Annotated in this window: 14 protein-coding genes; 8 read left to right on the plus strand and 6 right to left on the minus strand. The window is 58.0% G+C overall.

Annotation, left to right across the window (positions count from 1 at the left end):
- Positions 1 to 262 precede the first annotated feature (262 nt).
- Positions 263 to 1,330, minus strand: coding sequence for a ribosome small subunit-dependent GTPase A (gene rsgA, locus OS242_RS14395; protein ID WP_267152390.1), 1,068 nt, complete (start codon positions 1,328 to 1,330; stop codon positions 263 to 265).
- A gap of 312 nt (positions 1,331 to 1,642) precedes the next feature.
- Between rsgA and OS242_RS14400 the strand changes: the two genes are divergently transcribed.
- Entirely contained in the window at positions 1,643 to 2,650 is a 1,008-nt protein-coding gene (locus OS242_RS14400; RefSeq protein ID WP_267152391.1) for an ATP-grasp domain-containing protein, read from the plus strand.
- A 32-nt stretch (positions 2,651 to 2,682) separates the two neighbouring features.
- Here the strand turns inward: OS242_RS14400 and OS242_RS14405 are convergent, their stop codons facing one another.
- The 4 genes from OS242_RS14405 to OS242_RS14420 all read right to left on the minus strand — a co-directional run bounded on the left by OS242_RS14405 (position 2,683) and on the right by OS242_RS14420 (position 8,835).
- Positions 2,683 to 3,225: a peroxiredoxin gene (locus OS242_RS14405; RefSeq protein WP_323372956.1), complete on the minus strand. Its 543-nt coding sequence runs from the start codon at positions 3,223 to 3,225 to the stop codon at positions 2,683 to 2,685.
- Between the two features lie 53 nt (positions 3,226 to 3,278).
- Positions 3,279 to 4,556: an FAD-dependent oxidoreductase gene (locus OS242_RS14410; protein ID WP_323372957.1), complete on the minus strand. Its 1,278-nt coding sequence runs from the start codon at positions 4,554 to 4,556 to the stop codon at positions 3,279 to 3,281.
- A 57-nt stretch (positions 4,557 to 4,613) separates the two neighbouring features.
- On the minus strand, positions 4,614 to 7,430 hold the full coding sequence (locus tag OS242_RS14415) for an S-layer homology domain-containing protein (protein ID WP_267152392.1): 2,817 nt from the start codon (positions 7,428 to 7,430) through the stop codon (positions 4,614 to 4,616).
- A gap of 112 nt (positions 7,431 to 7,542) precedes the next feature.
- Entirely contained in the window at positions 7,543 to 8,835 is a 1,293-nt protein-coding gene (locus tag OS242_RS14420; protein ID WP_267152393.1) for a M48 family metallopeptidase, read from the minus strand.
- A gap of 97 nt (positions 8,836 to 8,932) precedes the next feature.
- Between OS242_RS14420 and OS242_RS14425 the strand changes: the two genes are divergently transcribed.
- From OS242_RS14425 to OS242_RS14450, 6 genes are all read left to right on the plus strand, one after another.
- Complete coding sequence (locus OS242_RS14425) at positions 8,933 to 9,340, plus strand: acyl-CoA thioesterase (RefSeq protein WP_267152394.1); 408 nt, start codon at positions 8,933 to 8,935, stop codon at positions 9,338 to 9,340.
- A gap of 184 nt (positions 9,341 to 9,524) precedes the next feature.
- Positions 9,525 to 10,796, plus strand: a complete 1,272-nt coding sequence (locus tag OS242_RS14430) for a GNAT family N-acetyltransferase (RefSeq protein ID WP_267152395.1) — start codon at positions 9,525 to 9,527, stop codon at positions 10,794 to 10,796.
- 272 nt (positions 10,797 to 11,068) lie between these two features.
- Positions 11,069 to 11,872: a sulfate ABC transporter permease subunit CysT gene (cysT, locus tag OS242_RS14435; RefSeq protein WP_267152396.1), complete on the plus strand. Its 804-nt coding sequence runs from the start codon at positions 11,069 to 11,071 to the stop codon at positions 11,870 to 11,872.
- Positions 11,869 to 12,681 carry a sulfate ABC transporter permease subunit gene (locus OS242_RS14440; protein ID WP_267152397.1) on the plus strand — a complete coding sequence of 271 codons (813 nt, stop codon included), beginning with the start codon at positions 11,869 to 11,871 and terminating at the stop codon, positions 12,679 to 12,681. Before cysT ends, OS242_RS14440 begins: the two co-directional genes overlap by 4 nt.
- Positions 12,668 to 13,771: an ABC transporter ATP-binding protein gene (locus OS242_RS14445; RefSeq protein WP_267152398.1), complete on the plus strand. Its 1,104-nt coding sequence runs from the start codon at positions 12,668 to 12,670 to the stop codon at positions 13,769 to 13,771. Before OS242_RS14440 ends, OS242_RS14445 begins: the two co-directional genes overlap by 14 nt.
- Positions 13,768 to 14,787, plus strand: coding sequence for a sulfate ABC transporter substrate-binding protein (locus OS242_RS14450; RefSeq protein ID WP_267152399.1), 1,020 nt, complete (start codon positions 13,768 to 13,770; stop codon positions 14,785 to 14,787). Before OS242_RS14445 ends, OS242_RS14450 begins: the two co-directional genes overlap by 4 nt.
- A gap of 57 nt (positions 14,788 to 14,844) precedes the next feature.
- On the opposite strand, the gene OS242_RS14455 is transcribed toward OS242_RS14450, so the two are convergent.
- The gene (locus tag OS242_RS14455; RefSeq protein ID WP_407702116.1) at positions 14,845 to 17,226 is read right to left on the minus strand and encodes an immune inhibitor A domain-containing protein; all 2,382 of its coding nucleotides are present in this window, start codon (positions 17,224 to 17,226) and stop codon (positions 14,845 to 14,847) included.
- A gap of 222 nt (positions 17,227 to 17,448) precedes the next feature.
- Here OS242_RS14455 and OS242_RS14460 point away from each other — a divergent pair, with 222 nt between their 5' ends.
- Entirely contained in the window at positions 17,449 to 18,021 is a 573-nt protein-coding gene (locus OS242_RS14460; RefSeq protein ID WP_267152400.1) for a CHAP domain-containing protein, read from the plus strand.
- The last annotated feature ends 1 nt before the right edge of the window (position 18,022 follow it).

The following is an 18,022-nucleotide window of genomic DNA, read 5'->3' on the forward strand; positions in this document are numbered from 1 at the left end:
ATATCACATAAGACTTCTAATCAAAGAGAGTTTTGGAAAAGTAAGTAATATTCAGACTCGAGTTCATGAAAAGTAGAATCATCGATTCAACTCATTATATATTAATACTACTAGGAATTGAGTAATCCTTCTAGAATTATAAAACTTATTGTAAAATAACAATTCACCTACAAACATATTACATGAATATAAATAAATTTGCTTGAAAATACGAAAAACCCTGCAGAGTGCACTTTCCCTGCAGGGTTTAGTAAATTTAATGTTATTTTCGGTGTTTCATCTTTCGTTGGCTTTGGTTGATCTTCTTCCATTTCTCTTTCTCCGCCAGTTGCAGCCGCTGATCTTCTTTTCGAGCGAGGTAAGCCGCTTCTTTTTGCAACTTGACATAGTTGTTCCAGCGGCCCTGATCGAGCGTTCCGTCTGCCAGTGCGCCGCGAACGGCGCAGTCGGGCTCCTTGGCATGGGTGCAGTCGCGGTAGTAGCAGCTTTCCGCCAGCTCCTCGATGTCCTTGAAGCTCTCTTCAAAGCTGTCCCCCGTCTCCCACAGCTGCAGTTCGCGCATGCCGGGGGTGTCGATCAGGATGCCGCCTGCGGGCAGCAGGATCAACTCGCGGTGCGTGGTCGTATGGCGGCCGCGGTCGTCGTCTTCGCGGATCGAGCCGGTGTCCATGACCTCGTGGCCGTGGAGACGGTTGATCAGCGTCGATTTGCCGACGCCTGAGGAACCGAGCAAGGCGATGGTGCGGCCTTCGCCCAAGTACGGGCGCAGTTCGTCGACGCCGATGTTGTCCAGGGACGAAACGACGTGGATCGGCACACCGATGGCGACAGACTCCACCGCCCGCACTTTCTCCTCGACGTCGTCGCACAGGTCCGCTTTGGACAGGATGATCACCGGGTTGGCCCCGGACTCCCACGCCATCAGCAGATATCGCTCAATCTTGCGGACGTTAAAATCGCGGTTGAGCGCGTTGACGAGAAAGACGGTGTCGACGTTGGTCGCGACGATCTGCTCTTCGGTGACGGTGCCAGCCACTTTGCGAGAGAATTTGCTTTTGCGCGGCAGGATCGCGTGGACGGTCGCCTTGCCTTCTTCGGGGCGGGCACTCACGACGACCCAGTCCCCGACAGCCGGATAGTCTTCGCGTCCGAGCGCGTTGTGACGCATCTTGCCGGCGATCTCGGCGAGCAGTTCGCCGTGTTCGCTGTAGACGCGATAGATGTGCTTATGTTCCAATGCGACGCGCCCCACCGTGTAAGCCGTGTCCGCAAATTGATGGGCAAAAGGTTCAGCAAAAAAAGAATTCCAACCAAGTGTTTCCAGTTTCAACGCAGGATTCCTCCTCAAAATAGATGACCGGAAGAACCCCCGTTAAGAGGTGCCAATGTTCTTAAAGGAGGACTTCCTTGACTTTCCTTGCCAATATCTCGTACCGCACACTCTGCTTGTTGTTCACCATATTCCATCACTCCTTTAGAAAATAAAAACATGCATGGCATCCCTTATTTTACCACAAAACGAAGTGCGAGCACACGCCCAACTTTGTATTTCTTCGCCCAACGTATTGACATGAGAACAGTTCTCACTTAATATGTCTCTAGAAGCAGTGAGAACGATTCTCACGATAGGGAGGCTGTCTCAGTGAAAAATTTACATAATAAGCTGATCGCCAAACGGGCGGCGGAGCTCGGGTATTCCTGCCGACCGCTGGTGGAAGGCGAAGAGGACTTTCTGGAGATCTCCAACGGCGAAACGACTTTGATCATCAACAAAACCCGCTCGCACCGTCTGACGGTGGTCGCCGGGATGATCACCAAAAACAAGGCGGTCTGCTCCGCCCTGCTGTCCCGCGCTGGACTTCCGGTGCCGGAGGAGATCACCGTTTCGTCGCTCACTCCGGAGGCAGCCGCGTTTCTCCGGGAGCACGACGTGGTGGTGGTCAAGCCGAACGACACCAACCGAGGCGTCGGGATCACGATGGACATCCGCAGCGAGGCCGAACTGGCCGAGGCGATTGAGAACGGTCTGACCTACAGCAAAAACCTGCTCTTGCAACGTCAGGTCGAAGGCCGCGACTACCGTGTGCTGGTGATCGACGGCGAAGTGGTCGGCGTGCTGGAAAACTGCCCGCCCTGCGTGATCGGCGACGGCGAGTCGACGGTGGAGACGCTGATCCGCCGCCTCAACGCCGACCCGCGCCGCACGGCCGACAAAGATGAGTTTCTGCCGATGCTGCAGGTGCAGATCGACGATGAAGTCCTGCGCATCCTGGCCCACCAAGGCTGCGAACTGGACAGCGTCCCGATGATCGACGAGGTCGTCTATCTGCGCAAAAACGGCAACGAGTACACCGGCGGCATGAACGTGGACCGCACCGACGAGATCTGCCCGGAAAACATCGAGATCGCACTGGCGACCGTAAAGGCGCTCGATCTCGACGTCGCAGGTCTGGACATCCGCACCGCCGACATCGCCGTGCCGATGTGCGAGACGCGGGGCGCGATCATCGAGGTCAACGTGCTGCCCGGCATGAACGGCCACATGGCCCCGGCTCTCGGCAAGCCGCGCGATTCGATCGGAAAGTATTTGCAGTATTTGTTTAAAGAGACCGTGACCCACGAGAAAAAGGCCTATGCGCAACACGCATAGGCCTTTTTCTTTATCGCACCTCAAACCTCAAACTAGGCGTTGATCGTTTTGAGGACATCGAACAACTCATCGTTATCCGGCTGCTCCCCAATCGGGTGCACGTCGATGAAGCGGATCTTGCCTTCCTTGTCGATGATGAACAAGGCGCGTTCCGACATGCCTTCATTGCGCAGAACGCCGTACGTTTCCGCTACGGCACCGTGGGGGTAGAAGTCCGAACACAGCGGATAGGTGATCCCGCCGACCGACTTCTGCCAAGCCTCATGACTGGGGATGCTGTCGACGCTGATACCCAGAACCTGGGTATTGTGCTCTTCGAAACGAGAAAGGTCATCCTCGTACGAAGGCATTTGCGCGCCTCAGACCGGGGTCCAGTCAAGAGGGTAGAACGCGATAAAGACGTTCTTGCCGCGGTAGTCCGAGAGCTTGATCTCCCGGTCGCCGTGTGCTTTCAGGGTGAAATCAGGCGCCATGTCGCCGACTTTCAGCGTTTTGGTCTCCGTTGCACCTTTCGGCATAGCGTTTCCCTCCTTCCTTTCTTTCGTAACATGCATTGGTTGGTGAAACAATCCCATCCACCAGTATGGCACGACGGATGGGATGTCATACTTCGGACGGATCAGCCTTTTTAGCTGTATTGCGGGATCATCCGTTTGCGCTTGTTGACGTACTTATCCGCGCCCTGTGCCGCCACCGCGCCGTCTGCCGCTGCGATGACCGCCTGTTTGACGATGGTGCGTCGCGCATCGCCGCCGGCAAAGACGCCTTCGACGCTGGTCTGGAGCGCGTGGTCGACCTCGATGTAGCCGTCTTCGTCGCGCTTGACCGCGTCGCCGATGAAGTCGGTTGCCGGTTTGTTGCCTGCGACGTAGAGGAACACGCCGTCGACATTGAACGTCTTCTCCCCCTCGTCCGTCTGCACAAGCACGCCTTCCAGCTTGCCGTTCTCTTCCCCGACGATCTGCTTGGCCTTGTGCCCCATCAGCACTTCGATGTTGCCGTGCCCGTCGAGGTCGTCGAGGGAGGCCTGTCCGCTGAGTTTTTTGCCGGGGATGAGGAAGTAGACCGTTTTTGCAAATTGCGCCAGCGACGAGGCTTCCGAGACGGCTTCCTCGTTGTCACCGACGACGGCGATGTCCCGCCCTTCAAAGAACGCAGCGTCGCAAGTCGAGCAGTAGGACACCCCGCGCCCTGCAAACTCTTCCTCGTTTTTCAGCTTGTTCGTCCGGCCGCGAGCCCCGACGGCGATAAAGATCGTCTTGGCCTTGATCACGCCGTCCGGCAGTTCGACATGCTTGACTTCGCCGTCCAGTTTCAACCCTTGCACGTTGCCTTTGACGAACGTGGCGCCGTACTCCTTGGCCTGTCTGCGGATGCGGTCGACCAACTCCAGACCGGTCAGCTCTTCGTGGACTCCGGGGTAGTTGGCGATCTTGTGCGTGATCGCCAAGGCGCCGCTGGCCGGGGCTTTGTCGACGACGAGCGTCTTGAGCTTGCCGCGTGCCGCGTACACGGCGGCCGATGCGCCTGCCGGGCCGGAGCCGATGCAGACAAGGTCGTATGTTTCGTCCAGCATCTCTTTGGACAGATCGGTGAAGATCTGTTCCTGCTCCTTGAGTTCCTCGGTGATCCCCGCTTTGTCTCCGCCTTCGACGTTCGAGCCTTTCAGTTTCTCCTCGTCGACGCCGAGGATCTGCTTCATTTTGTTCGGACGATAGCCGATGACCGCTTGGTCGTCGATAAACGTGACCGGCGTGGAATAGATGCCTTTCTCATGCAGGTCGTTGAAGTACTCTTTGTTCTCGATGACGTTGCGCTCTTCGTAGTCATAGCCCCATTGTTTGAGTTCCGCTTTGATCTTGGCGCAGTAGTTGCAGCCAGTCGATGTGTAGACGACGATTTTCAATGAGATCGCCTCCTTGCAGAGTACGTTCTGATCTAGTATGGGTAAAAAAAAGACTGCTCATGAGAGCAGTCCTGCGTATTTCAGCATGTTGTGGATCATGTATGCCGATTCGACGCGGGTGGCCGTCTTGACCGGACGCAGATAGCCGGTGCCGTCGCCGACCATCAGACCGGCTGCCGACAGCGCGTCGATCTCCGCTTTTGCCCAGGACGCGATGAGATCCGCATCCTTGAACGCCAGCGGGGTGCCGCCGGTCGGTGCCTTGCCTTGCGTCTTCAGCGCGTGGTAGATCATTTTCGCCATCTGGTTGCGGTTGACCGGCTCGTGCGGGGCAAATTTGCCGTCGCCCACGCCGTTGGTGATGCCCGCCTTGACCGCTGCGCTGACGGTGGAGGCGTACCACGCGTCAGACGGCACGTCGGAGAAGGTCGTGCCGGTGTCGCTCGGCAGGTTCAGCGAGCGCACGATCAAAGTGACCGCTTCGGCGCGGGAGAGCCCGGCGTCCGGATCGAAGTGATCTTTGTCGCGGCCGTTGATGATGCCTTTCGTAGCAAGCGTTTCCACGACGGTCCGGCCCCAGTGGTTCGCGATGTCCGGGAAGGTGACCACCGTCGGTTGCGGCACGACGACTTCTTTTTCTTTGTAGGTCGTCGGGTTGAAGAGCACCTGCAGGTCGCTGAAGTACAGCGTGCCTTTCACTTCGGCGGTCGGAGAGTCGACATACGCGTCGAGGTAGTCGAGCTTGACCGGGAACGGAGTGCCGGCCGGGATCTTGAAGGAGACAAATTTCCAGCCGCTCCAGGTGACAGCCGCCGTGTCTGTGCTGCGGACGAAGGTACCGTCCGGCTTTTCAAAGTTGGCGAACAGACGCACGCCGCTGTTGTTGCCGTACACCCACATGCCGATGCCGATCGGGTCGACAGCCGCCTTGTCGGTCGGATGCGGGATCGACATCGTCTCTTTCGGGTAGAAGACGAATTGCTTCAGCCCGCTGCCTGCCGCGAATCGGTAGTTCATCGTCAGGAACTGCGTCTTGTCGCCGATCTGAGCGGTCGTCGATGTGGTCAGCGTGCCGACATCGCCCCAGCGGTCGGTGCGCGTCCATTTGCCCGCGTCGGTGAGTTGGTCGAGCGTGTGGCGCACATAGCCGATGTCAACCGTCGCACCGACGCTCTTGCCGCCAAAGCTCGCCGTCACCGTGGTGCGTCCGGTCTTGTCACCGGAGACGGCGGTAAAGCGGCCGTTGCCCTCGACGGTGCCAAACGCGCGGTCTGCCGTCCAGTTCAGATCGGCCGGATCGAGCGTGAAGCTCTGGCCGAGCACGTTGCCCTTGACGGTGAAAGTCACGCTCTCATCGTTGCCGATCATCGCGCTCGCCGGAGAGATCGTCAGCGAGTCAACGGTGGTGATGACGTTGACTGCGACCTCGCCTTTCGCGCCGTTTGCCGTCGTGGCGATGATCTTGCCCGCACCGCCGTTCACGCCTGCGGTGAAGACGCCGTTTGCGGTGATCGTCCCGAGCGTCGCCGGCTCGACCGTGTAAGTGACCGGTGCGCTCGGGAGCGGGTTGTAGTTTTGGTCGCGGATCGCAGGTGCGGCCAGCGTCACCGAGCGACCTTTAAAGACGGTCACGTTCTGACCGTCGTTGACGTGCACGTGCGTCGGCTGACCGGACGGCGAGGTGCTGTAGACAAACAGCCCGTTTGCCACGCGGCGTTCCCAGCCGTCGGACGGTTTGCTGATCACCTTCGCCTGCGTGTCACCGACATCGCGGATCACCATGTCGGAGGAGCCGCCGCCGTCGAACAGCATCGCGTCCGAAAGGTTGCGGTGGGCAAAATAGTTGGCCATCTGCCCATAGGTCAGGCCGATGCTCTCTTTGCTGCGGCCGTCGACGACGACCTGCATCATCCGCTTGCCGTCGGCGGTCACCCCGACGCCGGTCAGCGGCATGCGAGTGTTTTCCACGCCTTTAAGCGGCGGATTGGGATCTTTGTAGGAGGACCCGCCTTTGAGCAGGATCGGGCCGCCGCCGATTGCGTATTTCAAGTGACTGGAGCTCGGGTTGGTGCCCCAGCCCAGTTTGATCGTATCGTCTTTTTTCACGTTGGCGGTGACATAATTGATCGCGTCCACGCCTTGTGCCAGCACTTTCAGGTACGGCTTGACCGGCGCTTCGACCACCGTCTGAGCCGGTTGGATGCCGATGACTTTGTAGGCGTCGCCTGAGACCGGCTCCAGCGTGACGACCGTTGCGTTGGCCGCCATCTCCCAGAAGCCGAGCTCCGGTGTCAACAGCACCATGCCGTTCGGGAAGGTCACCGGATGCCCGTTGACCGAGGTGATCGCGCTCGTCTGCCCGTTTGCCGTCATCTGTGCGGTCAGCGTGTAGTGCCCCATCACGATGCGGTTGGTGTAGTCGATGCCGAGCACCGCGGACGGAGACGGGCTGTGGATCAGCTTGCCGTTCTCAACGCCCATGCCGAGCGCCATGCCCGAGCCTTGCGATTCGAAGAAGTCGCCGTTGGTCCCGGCCACCGCTCCTGTGCGGCGTGCCATTTCGCTGACCGTCTCGTTTTTCTCGTTTTCCAGTTTGTCATGCGACAGGACAGCTTTTACTTCAACATTCGGATCATCGAGCTGCGTCCATGTCTCGTGAATGACAATCGGCCCGCTCGACGTCTGGAAGTTGAAACGCTGATAGGTCACACCCTTGGTCACGATGATCGGATCGGTCGCCGTTTTGGACAAGATCGTCGGCCAGCTGTAGATCTGCTCCGAGGAGGCTTTCGCTCCCAGCGGAGTGCTCCCAAAGACCATCGACAGGCTCAAAATCCAAGCCCCGGCAGCCTTCAGGCGTTTGCTTACTTTCATCCCGTCTTCCCCTCTCTTACTCCTAGTACAGTACTTCATAGGGTACTAGAATTTTACAGAGAAGACTATAGGGAGATGGTCATAAATGCGAACTTTGTCTGTTAACAAACGATCATTTCCTGGGAAATTCGACGTTTTGCTCTTGTGCCTTTTCCAGCTCTTCCAGATACTGAATCCGTTCAGAAATCGTCGGGTGCGTATAGCGGAAGAACTTGACAATCGGCGACGGATTGGGGTTTGAGAGGGAGAGGCGCGACAGTTTCTGGAACGAACGGATGCCCGCTTCCGCATCGCCGGTGATCTGCACGGCATATCGATCGGCTGTCAGTTCGTGGTGACGCTGCACGTAGTTGTCGAACGGCGACGTGGCAAACGACAGCATCGACAGCAGCAGCAGCGCGGCCGGCAGGGCGGCCAGGTCGTCGATGGAACGGATGCCCCAGTGCGAGCCCATGAAGCGGATCACGCCGTTGGCAGACTTGGCCAGTACCCAGAGCAGGACGAACAGGGACAGCAGGGAACCTCCGAGGCCCCACAGGATGTGATTTTTCACGTAATGGCCCATCTCATGGCCCATGATGAACAGGATCTCGTCGTTCTGGAGCTTGCTCAGCGTCGTATCCCAGAGCACGATGCGGGCACTGGGGCCGAGGCCGTTGACGTAGGCGTTGAGGGCGTTTGTCTTTTTTGACATGTCCACTTCGTACACGTCGTCGCTCGGCACATCCGCTTTGTGCGCGAGATCGAGGATTTCCTGTTTCAGCTCCTGATTTTGCAGCGGCTTGAAGTCGTTGTAGAGCGGGTCGAGCACGATCGGCTGGATCACGACGAGGAACAGTAACAAGGGGATCGTCGCCGTCCAGAACCACAGCCACCAGCGTTGCGGGCTTTTGCGCACGATCAGCATCGCCAGCCAAATCACCGGGATCGTCATCAGCGTCGAGACGACAAAGTCGAGTCCGAGCTCGGAAAACCAATCGGATGCTGTCATCGTCGAGATGCCGTAGTTGACGTCGACCATGTGGCGGAACCACATCAGAGGCAGTTCGATCAGCGTGATCGCCAGTTGCAGGAGCGCGGTGTAGACGGCGACCTGACCGAACGAAGAACGCTTGAAAGCACGCACAGCCGTGTCCCGGAAGCGGGACGAAAGCCCTGCGGTCAGCAGAAACAGATAGATCACCCATTCAAACCCGACGGAAGCAAAATAGAGAGCGTCTTTCAATTTGGAATAGGCCACCGTGCGCTCCCATTCGCCCGCTGACATAAACGACAGCGGATGGGCCGGATCGCCTTTTGCGACCTGCGTCACTTGGCTGGTGTCGGTATAGACCATGTGCGCCATCCAAAAGCTCGCCAACAAGATCAGCGCGCAGATCGGCAGCGTCCAGTTGAGTTTTCTCATCGCACCCTTCTCCCCTTTCTCACTTGTCCACAGTTTCATGTCTATGTGGTAGGATAAGGGAAAGAGAACCGCAGATTTGAAGGAGGTTTTATCGGGAATGGCAGGCAAAGAAATCGCGCTCGACATCATCGTTCGCTCCACCGAAATCGACGTCAACGGCCACGTCAACAACGCGAAATACCTCGAATACCTCGAATGGGGACGTGAGGAGTGGTACGAGCAGCATGACCTCCACTACGACAAGTTTGAAGCGATGGGCGTCAACACCGTGACGGTCAATATCAACATCAACTACAAGCACGAGTGCCTGCAAGGCGACAAGCTCACGATCAAGACCCGCCCGGAAAAGATCGGCCGGACCTCGTACGTGCTGAAGCAGGAGATCTGGAATCAAAACGGCGTGCTGTGCGCCGATGCGCTGGTGACCAGCGTGGCGATGGGGATCGAGACGAGGAAGAGCACGGAAGTGCCGGCGGAGCTGCGCGGGTTGTTCGGGGCGTACTAGCAGACGCAAGACCCCTACGATATAAAAAGAGTCAACCAATGAGGGCTTGCCAGGTACAAACGTACAGGCAAGCCCTCTCTTCACGATCTTTGCTGGGAGACAAAGTCAAACCCTCAAAGGACTTCACTATCTGTGTAGCGAACATGATATACCAGATATTTCAAAAAGGAGCGACTATCCCCTCATGACCACCTTCCAAATCACCCAACTCACCGAGGAGCATCTCCCTCGCTTGGTTTATCTGATGTCGAAAGCCTATCCCGGCCTGAAGATCATCACCGAAAAAGACCGCGAGTTTCGCGTGGAACTTCACCGCAACATGATGCGGAATGCGGATGATGTGCACTATTTCGGCTATTTCCGCGACGACGAGCTGCTCGGGGGCTATGCGCTGTTCGACTTCGTGATGACACTGTTCGATCAGCCGATCACCGTCGGCGGGATCGGCATGGTCTGCGTGGATCTGCTGCACAAAAAGGAGCAGATCGCCAAGGAGATGCTCTCCCATTATCTGCACCATTATCGCGAGCAAGGCGTGCAGATCGCCGCGCTCTATCCGTTCCGCCCGGACTTCTATAAAAAGATGGGCTTCGGCTACGGCACGAAAAACAACCAATACCGCATCAAACCGGCCAACCTGCCTAAAGGTCCGTCGAAGGCAAACGTTCGAGAGTTGAGCAAAGACCATCTCAGCGAGATCACAGACTGCTACCACCGCTATGTCGAGAAGACACACGGGATGATGCGCAGAAACAAAGTCTCCGCTGAGAGCCTGTTTAAAATGGAGCAGCGCAACTTCATCGGCGTCTATCAGGACGGCGTGCTGCGCGGCTATCTGTGGTACGTGTTCGAAAACATCGACCCGACCCACAACACGATGCGCAACAACATCATCGTCGAACAGATGATCTACGAAAATCCGGCCGCTCTCTCCGAGATGCTGACCTTCCTGCACAGCCAGGCCGATCAGATCGAGACGGTCGTCTTCTCCACGCAGGACGAGAACTTCCACTATCTGCTCAGCGACCCGCGCGACGGCAGCGACAAACTGATTCCGTTCATCTCCCATCAGTCGAACACGGCAGGCGTCGGTCTGATGTACCGCGTGCTCGACATCAAAGGGCTGTTCGAGACCCTGTCCCGGCGCGGCCACGACTTTGGCGGCCAGACCCTGCGCGTGTTGTTGACGGTTCGCGACTCGTTCTTGCCGGAAAATGACGGACAGGTCACGCTCGATGTGCAGCAGGGTCAGGTTCAGGTCGCAGCTCAGGACAGCGAGTACGACGTGGAACTGCGCCTTGACATCGCCGACCTCTCCTCGCTGGTGATGGGCGCGGTCGACCTGAAAAGCCTCGTCCGCCTCGGCGTGGCGAGTCTCTCCGACGACGCGCACCTCGGCGCGGTGCACAAGATGTTCCGCGTCGATCAAAAGCCGATGTGCCTCACCGCTTTTTAATACTCACAATAAATCCCGGTTCCCGATCAGAGGAGCCGGTTTTTTTGTCTTGACAGATCGTGGAGAGCATAGTAATTTCTTCTCATGGGTAAAACCGTGTATCCAAACCATATTACTCGGAATTATTTCTTCCGGCAAGCCGTCACCACTCCCCATCTTTCGCAATATTGTAAGGTAGGGCTCGGGCGGATGCCTGCGGGCAAAAGATAACAAAATCTTATAACGCCCATAAGAGTTTCTTATCATTAAGACAACACAAGGGAGGTCTCCGCATGAATCAACGATTGCTGCAGGGCAGCCTGCGCAGTCTGGTTTTGCTCTATTTTGCCGTGTTGGTCGCCCTGCCGGTCTTTGCCGTGTACGGCAAGGGCTTGTCCCTCGGTTGGGAGCCTTTTTGGCAGAGCGTGACCCATCCGCTCGCACTTGACGCTCTCTGGCTGACGGTGCAGTTGGCCCTGCTGGCCGCGCTGATCAACGCCGCCCTCGGGACGCTGACCGCTTGGGTGCTGGTCCGTTACTGCTTCCCTGGACGCCGTTTTTTGAACAGCCTCGTCGACCTGCCGTTTGCGCTGCCGACAGCAGTAGGCGGGCTGATGATCCTGCTCTTGCTCGGGCCCAATTCGTGGCTCGGACAGACGCTGACCAGCATCGGCTGGGAGATCGTCTACCGGCCGCCAGCGATCGTCATCGCGATGGTGTTTGTCACCTTCCCCTTCGTCGTCCGCAACTTGCAGCCGCTGCTGGAAGAGCTCGACCCCGCTGAAGAGGAAGCCTCCTACACGCTCGGCGCTTCCAAAGCGCTGACGTTCCGGCGAGTGATCCTTCCCGCGCTGCTGCCTGGTCTGTGCGGCGGCACGCTGCTCGCCTTTTCCCGCGCCCTCGCCGAGTTTGGCGCGGTGGTGCTGATCGCCGGCAATCTGCCCGGCCAGACGCTGGTCGCCTCCGTCTATATCTTCGGCCAAGTCGAGAGCTACAACCCGCAGGCCGCTGCGGCTGTGTCGGTCGTGCTGCTGACGCTCTCATTCCTGCTCCTGTTCACGATGAACGCGCTGTTTGGAAGGAGAACCGCACGATGAGGAAACTTTCGATCCTGCTCGTCTACCTGATCTTTTTCGTCCTGATCCTCGCCCCGCTCGGGCAGATGGCGCTCGGTGCGTGGGAAAACGGCTGGCAAGGGTTCGCCGACGTGTTCGCACGTACCGATGTCCAGCACGCCTTCTGGGTCTCCGGCGTGATCGTCGTGATCGTCACCGCGCTCAACACGCTGTTCGGTGTCCTGCTCGCTCTCTTGCTGGTGCGCGGCACGTGGCTGGGTCGGCGAGTGCGGCAGTTTGCCAACGCGCTGGTCGATCTCCCCTTCGCCGTGTCGCCTGTCATCGGCGGGCTGATGATCATCCTCCTGCTCGGGCCAAACACCGCGCTGGGCACCTTCTTTGAAAGCCACGGCATCAAAATGGTGTTCGCCCTGCCCGGCATGGTGCTGGCGACGCTGTTCGTCACCTTTCCGCTGATGGTGCGCGAGGTCGCCCCGCTGCTGCAGGAGATCGGAACGGAGCAAGAAGAGGCCGCCTACACGCTGGGAGCTGCGCCGTGGATGACGTTCTGGCAGGTGACATGGCCCTCGATTCGCTGGGGTGTGATCTATGGTGTGGTGCTGACGGTCGCCCGTTCGCTCGGCGAGTTTGGCGCTGTGCTGGTCGTCTCCGGCAACATCATCAACAAAACGCAGACGGCGACCACGCTCGTCTATCAAGAAGTGGAAAATTTCAACTTTGTCGCAGCCAACGCGGTCGCGCTGGCTCTGGCTGGCTTGTCGGTTCTGATTCTACTCGGGCTGGAAACTGCCAAACGGCGAAAGGAAGTGCGCAAACATGCATCATCTTGAAGTCCGCGATCTCAATAAAAAGTTTGGCTCCTTGCAGGCTGTTGAAGGGGTGAGCTTCTCGGTGGAACAAGGCCGCCTCATCGGTCTGCTCGGCCCGAGCGGCGGTGGCAAGACGACGCTGCTCCGCATGCTGGCCGGACTCGAACGCCCGGACGGCGGGGCGATCTCCATCGGCGGCCGCAACGTGGACGCTCTGCCGCCGCAAGATCGGGGCATCGGATTTGTCTTTCAAAATTATGCGCTGTTCAAACACATGACGGTCGTGGAAAACATCGCGTTCGGCCTGAAAGTGAAAAAGTGGGAGCGAGCCCGCATCTACCAGCGCGTCGCCGAATTGCTGGCTCTGACCGGGTTGATCGGTCTGGAACGCCGCTACCCGCATCAACTGTCAGGCGGGCAACGCCAGCGCGTCGCCTTTGCACGCGCCCTCGCTCCGGAGCCGCAACTGCTGCTGCTCGACGAACCGTTTGCTGCCATCGATGCGAAAGTTCGCAAAGAGCTGCGCACCTGGCTGAAAGAGATGATCTCCCGCGTCGGCGTGACCTCGCTGTTCGTCACACACGACCAAGAGGAAGCGGTAGAGGTCGCCGATGAGATCTTGATCATGAGCCAAGGCCGCCTCGAACAAAAAGGGACGCCCTGGGAGATCTACCGCGCTCCGAAGACACCTTTTATCGCCACTTTCATCGGCGAATCGACGGCGCTGCACGACCTGACCACGCTCGCTCCGTTTGCCGAAGCGGCCGTCTCCATCGCCAACAAAGCATCCCTCGAAGGCCACGACGAACTGCAAGCTTTCGTCCGCCCGGAGTCGATTGAGATCAGCCGCTCGCACGAACGCCAGCCGAGTTCCGCCGCGCTGCCGGGCGTGGTCAGCCACGTGCAGTTCCGGGGCGATGCGTGGCACGTCGAAGTCCAAGTCGGCGCACAACGCCTCACCGCCCGCCGTCCGCTCGCCTATGAGCCGCTTTCGCTCGGTGAAGAAGTCTCCGTGCTGGTGCACAGGCTCTATCTGTTCGCCGGTCAACAGAGCTGGATCGTGGAAAACCCATTCTTATCGCTGCAAAGAGAAAAGGAGCGAATCGTATGAAGAAACGAGTTCTGACCGCATCTGCACTCCTCCTCAGTCTATTCACGCTGACCGCTTGCGGTACTGATTCATCCGCCCCCGCGTCCGGCGAGAGCAAAAAGGAGATCACCCTGACCCTCGGGGCGTACACCGTTCCAAAAGAAGCATTTGCCAAGATCATCCCGGAGTTCCAAAAAGAATGGGAGAAAAAGACCGGGCAAAAGGTTAATTTCCAAGAGTCATACGAAGCGTCCGGCGCACAAGCACGGGCCATTGCAGGCGGATTTGAAGCGGACATCGCCGCTCTCTCGCTGGAGGGCGACATCGACACGCTGACGGATGCGAAACTGATCACTCATGATTGGAAGAACAAACAGCACGGCGGCATGATCACCACGTCGGTCGTCGCCCTCGGCACCCGCGAAGGCAATCCGAAAAACATCAAGGACTGGGAAGACCTGACCCGCCCCGGCATCTCCGTGCTCTACCCGAATCCGAAGACGTCTGGCGGCGCTCAGTGGGACATCAACGCGATCTACGGCGCCGGGCTCAAACGCTCGGACGAAGCAGGAGCCAAAGACCTGCTCGCCCGCATCCATAAAAACGTCAAAACGATGGACAAAAGCGGCCGCGCTTCGATGACCACGTTTGAAAACGGCACCGGTGACGTCGTTGTCACCTATGAAAACGAGCTGCTCCTGCGCAACATCGAAGGAGCGAAATACAACGTCGTCGTCCCGAATGACACGATCAAGATCGAAAACCCCGTCGCCGTCGTGGACAAATATGTGGATAAGCACGGCACCCGCGAAGTGGCCGAAGCGTTTGTGGACTTCCTGTGGACAACAGAATCGCAGCGCGCCTTCGCCAAAACCGGATACCGCCCGGTCGACCCGCAGGTCGCCGAAGAGTTCAAAGATCAATACAAGACCCCGCCCGGCCAGTTCGACATCTCCTTCCTCGGCGGCTGGGACAAAGTCCGCAAAGACCTCTACGCCGACGGCGCGATCTGGGACCGAGTGCTGATGGGCAAATAAAAACAAAAAAGCTGCCACCCATGACGGGTGGCAGCTTTTCTTTCATTAAATTGATCCTTACTTGTGCAGCCAGACTGCGCCGGCGGAGTTGTCTTTCGACTCGCCGATGACTTCGAACTTCAGGCCGTAGTTCGGGATGTTGCGGCCTGCGTCCGGGATGCGGGAGTCGAGGTACGACTTGGAGTCATCGAAGCCGCGAACGCCTTTGCTGCCCGGGGATGCGATCGAACCCCAGGAGGAGTGGGTGTAGTTCCATGCCGGAGCGTCATCGAAGGAGAACGCTGCGTCGGCGATTTGGTAACGGCTGGAGTTCGCCGTGGTCTTGGTGCCGTTTACGTCGAAGTACAGCACGTCGTTTACGTGGGAGTCGACGACGCCGAAGAAGCCGTCGCCCGGGTGCACGCCTACCCAGTTGTCGTAGTAGGACTCATCCGCGTACCACACCAGCATGCCGGTGTTGTAGGTACCACCGCGAGCGTAGCGCAGTGCTTTGTCAGCGCCTGCGTAGTTGCGCCATTCGAGCATGTAGTAGTGGTTGTAGAAGTCGAAGCCGTTGGAAGTTTCGAAGCCGTCCAGCGTGACCTGAGCCGCGCCTTCTGCGCCGTCTTCAAACACGACTGCGCCGTCAACGGTGAGCTTCAGTTCATCCATTGCAAAGCCGTTCATCGCCAGGCCGCCGTCGGTGATGTAGGAGAAGCGAAGTTGGACTTTTTGACCGGCGAAGGAGGACAGGTCGTAGGACTTGTCAACCCATTGGCCGTTGGTGGAGTCGGAAGCGCCGCCATCTTGCGTTTCGTCGCCGAGGGTGTCCACAGCCGACCAGGTGTTGCCACCGTCGGTGGATGCTTCGACGTACAGGAAGTCATAGTCGTACTCGATTTGGTACAGGGTCTTGAAGTCGAAGGAAGCGGACGTTGCGGAGGTCAGATCGAACTCCGGCGTGGTCAGCGCGGTGTGCAGATCGTCGCCCTTCGTGGAGTAGTAGTACTGGGAACCAAACGCCGGCTCGATGCCTTTGACCGGCTTATCCGGCAGGTTGACGCGGACGATGCCCGGGTTGTTGGTCTTGGTCACCGATTGGTCGAGGACCGTTGCAAAGCCGGTTGCATCGATGTCAGCCTGGTCGACTTCTTTGATGTTCGCCCAGTTGCCGCCCATGATGTTTTGGAAGAACTGCTTGTTTTGCGGAGAGAAGGAAGTCGGCTCGGTGCCTGCGATCTTGCCGGCCCAAGAGCCGCCGGACATGATCGACCAGACGCCGACCGGTTCGCCTTGGCCGGTGTACTGGGTGTCGTACTCATCCGGCAGACCGAGGTCGTGGCCGAATTCGTGCGCGAATACGCCGACAGCGCCGTCTTCCGGTTGGATCGTGTAGTCGAACGCCGCCATCTTGCCGCCCCAGTAGTCGACTTTCGCCGTGGTGTTCGGAACGGAGTAGACGCCACCGAGGGTCCAACGGTGCGACCAGATCGCGTCGTCGCCAAGGCGACCGCCGCCCGCTTCTTGACCGGAGCCTGCGTGGATGATCATCAGGTGGTCGACGAGGCCGTCCGGCTCGTTTTGGTCGCCGTCGCCGTCGAGGTCATACAGGTCAAACTCGTCGTATTCCGCCAGATCGATGCCGGAAGCCGCCGCTGCGTTCAGCGCGTCCTTGACGAGATCGCGCGGACCTTTCGGAGCGAGGTTGTCGTTGCCGCCGTTCGGGTTGTCGTCGCCGTACTCTTTCGCGGTGCCCGGAACGGTCAGCCACTGGGAGACCGTGCCGTCAACGGAGTAAGAACCGCCCGACTGCTCTTCATAATATTGTTTGAACGTCTGCGTCATGGTGCCGTCGTACAGTTCGAACTCTTCGTCGCCAAACATGATGTCTTGATAATGTTGTTGGGAGAAGTCGTCTGCGTACATGTAGCCCTGACGCGGGTCGATGTTGTTGTGTTTGAAATCGGAGAATTCAGTCAGCAGAACGAGCACTTTGTCGGTGCGAACCGGGCCGTTGTAGTCAACAGCTTTCGCGTCCTTGACTTTGACGCCGTCCTTGCCGTCTTTTTTCAGCTTGTCATTGCCCTTGCCGGTTTTGAGCATCTCTTTTTGCTGGGTCTTGATTCTCTTCGCTTGTTTCTCGATCTCGGTGAAGCGCTGTCCGCCCGGAGTGGTCAGTGCTTTGCCCTTGATCGATTTTTTCGCGAGGTAGTTTTGGTACGCAGCTTTCACTGCGGACTGCGAAGCGCCGGTAGGGATCACACCGCGCTCTTGGAGGCTTTTCGTCAGCAGTTCCTCCGGGATGGTGTGCGGGTCGATCGGATGCGACTCCAACACGGACGCATTCGTGTCCGTCTTCAACGCATCTGCCGCTTCAACGCTCACAACCGGAAGCCCGAGCGTGCTTCCAGCCAGTGCCAGCGTCAGAGCGGAAGCCAAGATGGTCTTCTTGTTCTTCACTGTAAATCCCCCTTGCTAGTCTTTTTGAACTACATTTCAAGAATATTGCAAGTTGCTCAAAAACTCCAGTGATAAAAACCCCATTTTTACGACAAAATCCGATAATTTCACTCTTATTCACACGAAATGCGATGTTTCTTAATCATAGAAAGTTGTAACTGTGCAGATACTGGTAACGACAAATAACGGTACTGACACAAAAGAAAGGAAGATGCGTTTTTCATGCGGCTGTTGATCTCCTCCCTCGTTTTGCTGGCCTTGCTGATCGCCGTCCCGCGCGCGACGCCCGACCTGCTCCCGGAGTCCCGGGCAGGCGGTGTGCGTGACATATCCGTGACGGCGACAGGACTTGTGACCCCGCTTGGCGAGGGGCTGTATACCTACAAAAATGTCGAGACGAGACGCGGTCCCCAATGCGTCGACTATGCAGAACGATTTTATGTCACCCATTATCCAGGCACGTTTCCGCAATACAACTCCGGACCGGGCGCGTTTGATATCTGGGAAGGCATCGCCGAGGGCAAAGACGTCGGCGGCTGGGCGACGCACCGTCGGCATTTTGCCGCCCATGAAAACGGCACCGCTCTCCCCAAGCCGGACGACATGCTGCTCTATGACCGGACGCGCGGCGGGGGCTGGGGACATATCGCGATCATCACCGAGGTCTACCCGGACGCAGTCGTGATCCTCGAACAAAACAGCGGCTATGACACGCGCAGGGTCTTGTCACTGGAAGGCAACCGCATCCTCGACCACGGAGTCAAAGGCGTAATCCGGCTGAAAAAAAACGACTAAG

Origin of the sequence: Tumebacillus lacus (assembly GCF_026410385.1) — a bacterium.
GTDB classification, from domain to species: domain Bacteria; phylum Bacillota; class Bacilli; order Tumebacillales; family Tumebacillaceae; genus Tumebacillus; species Tumebacillus lacus.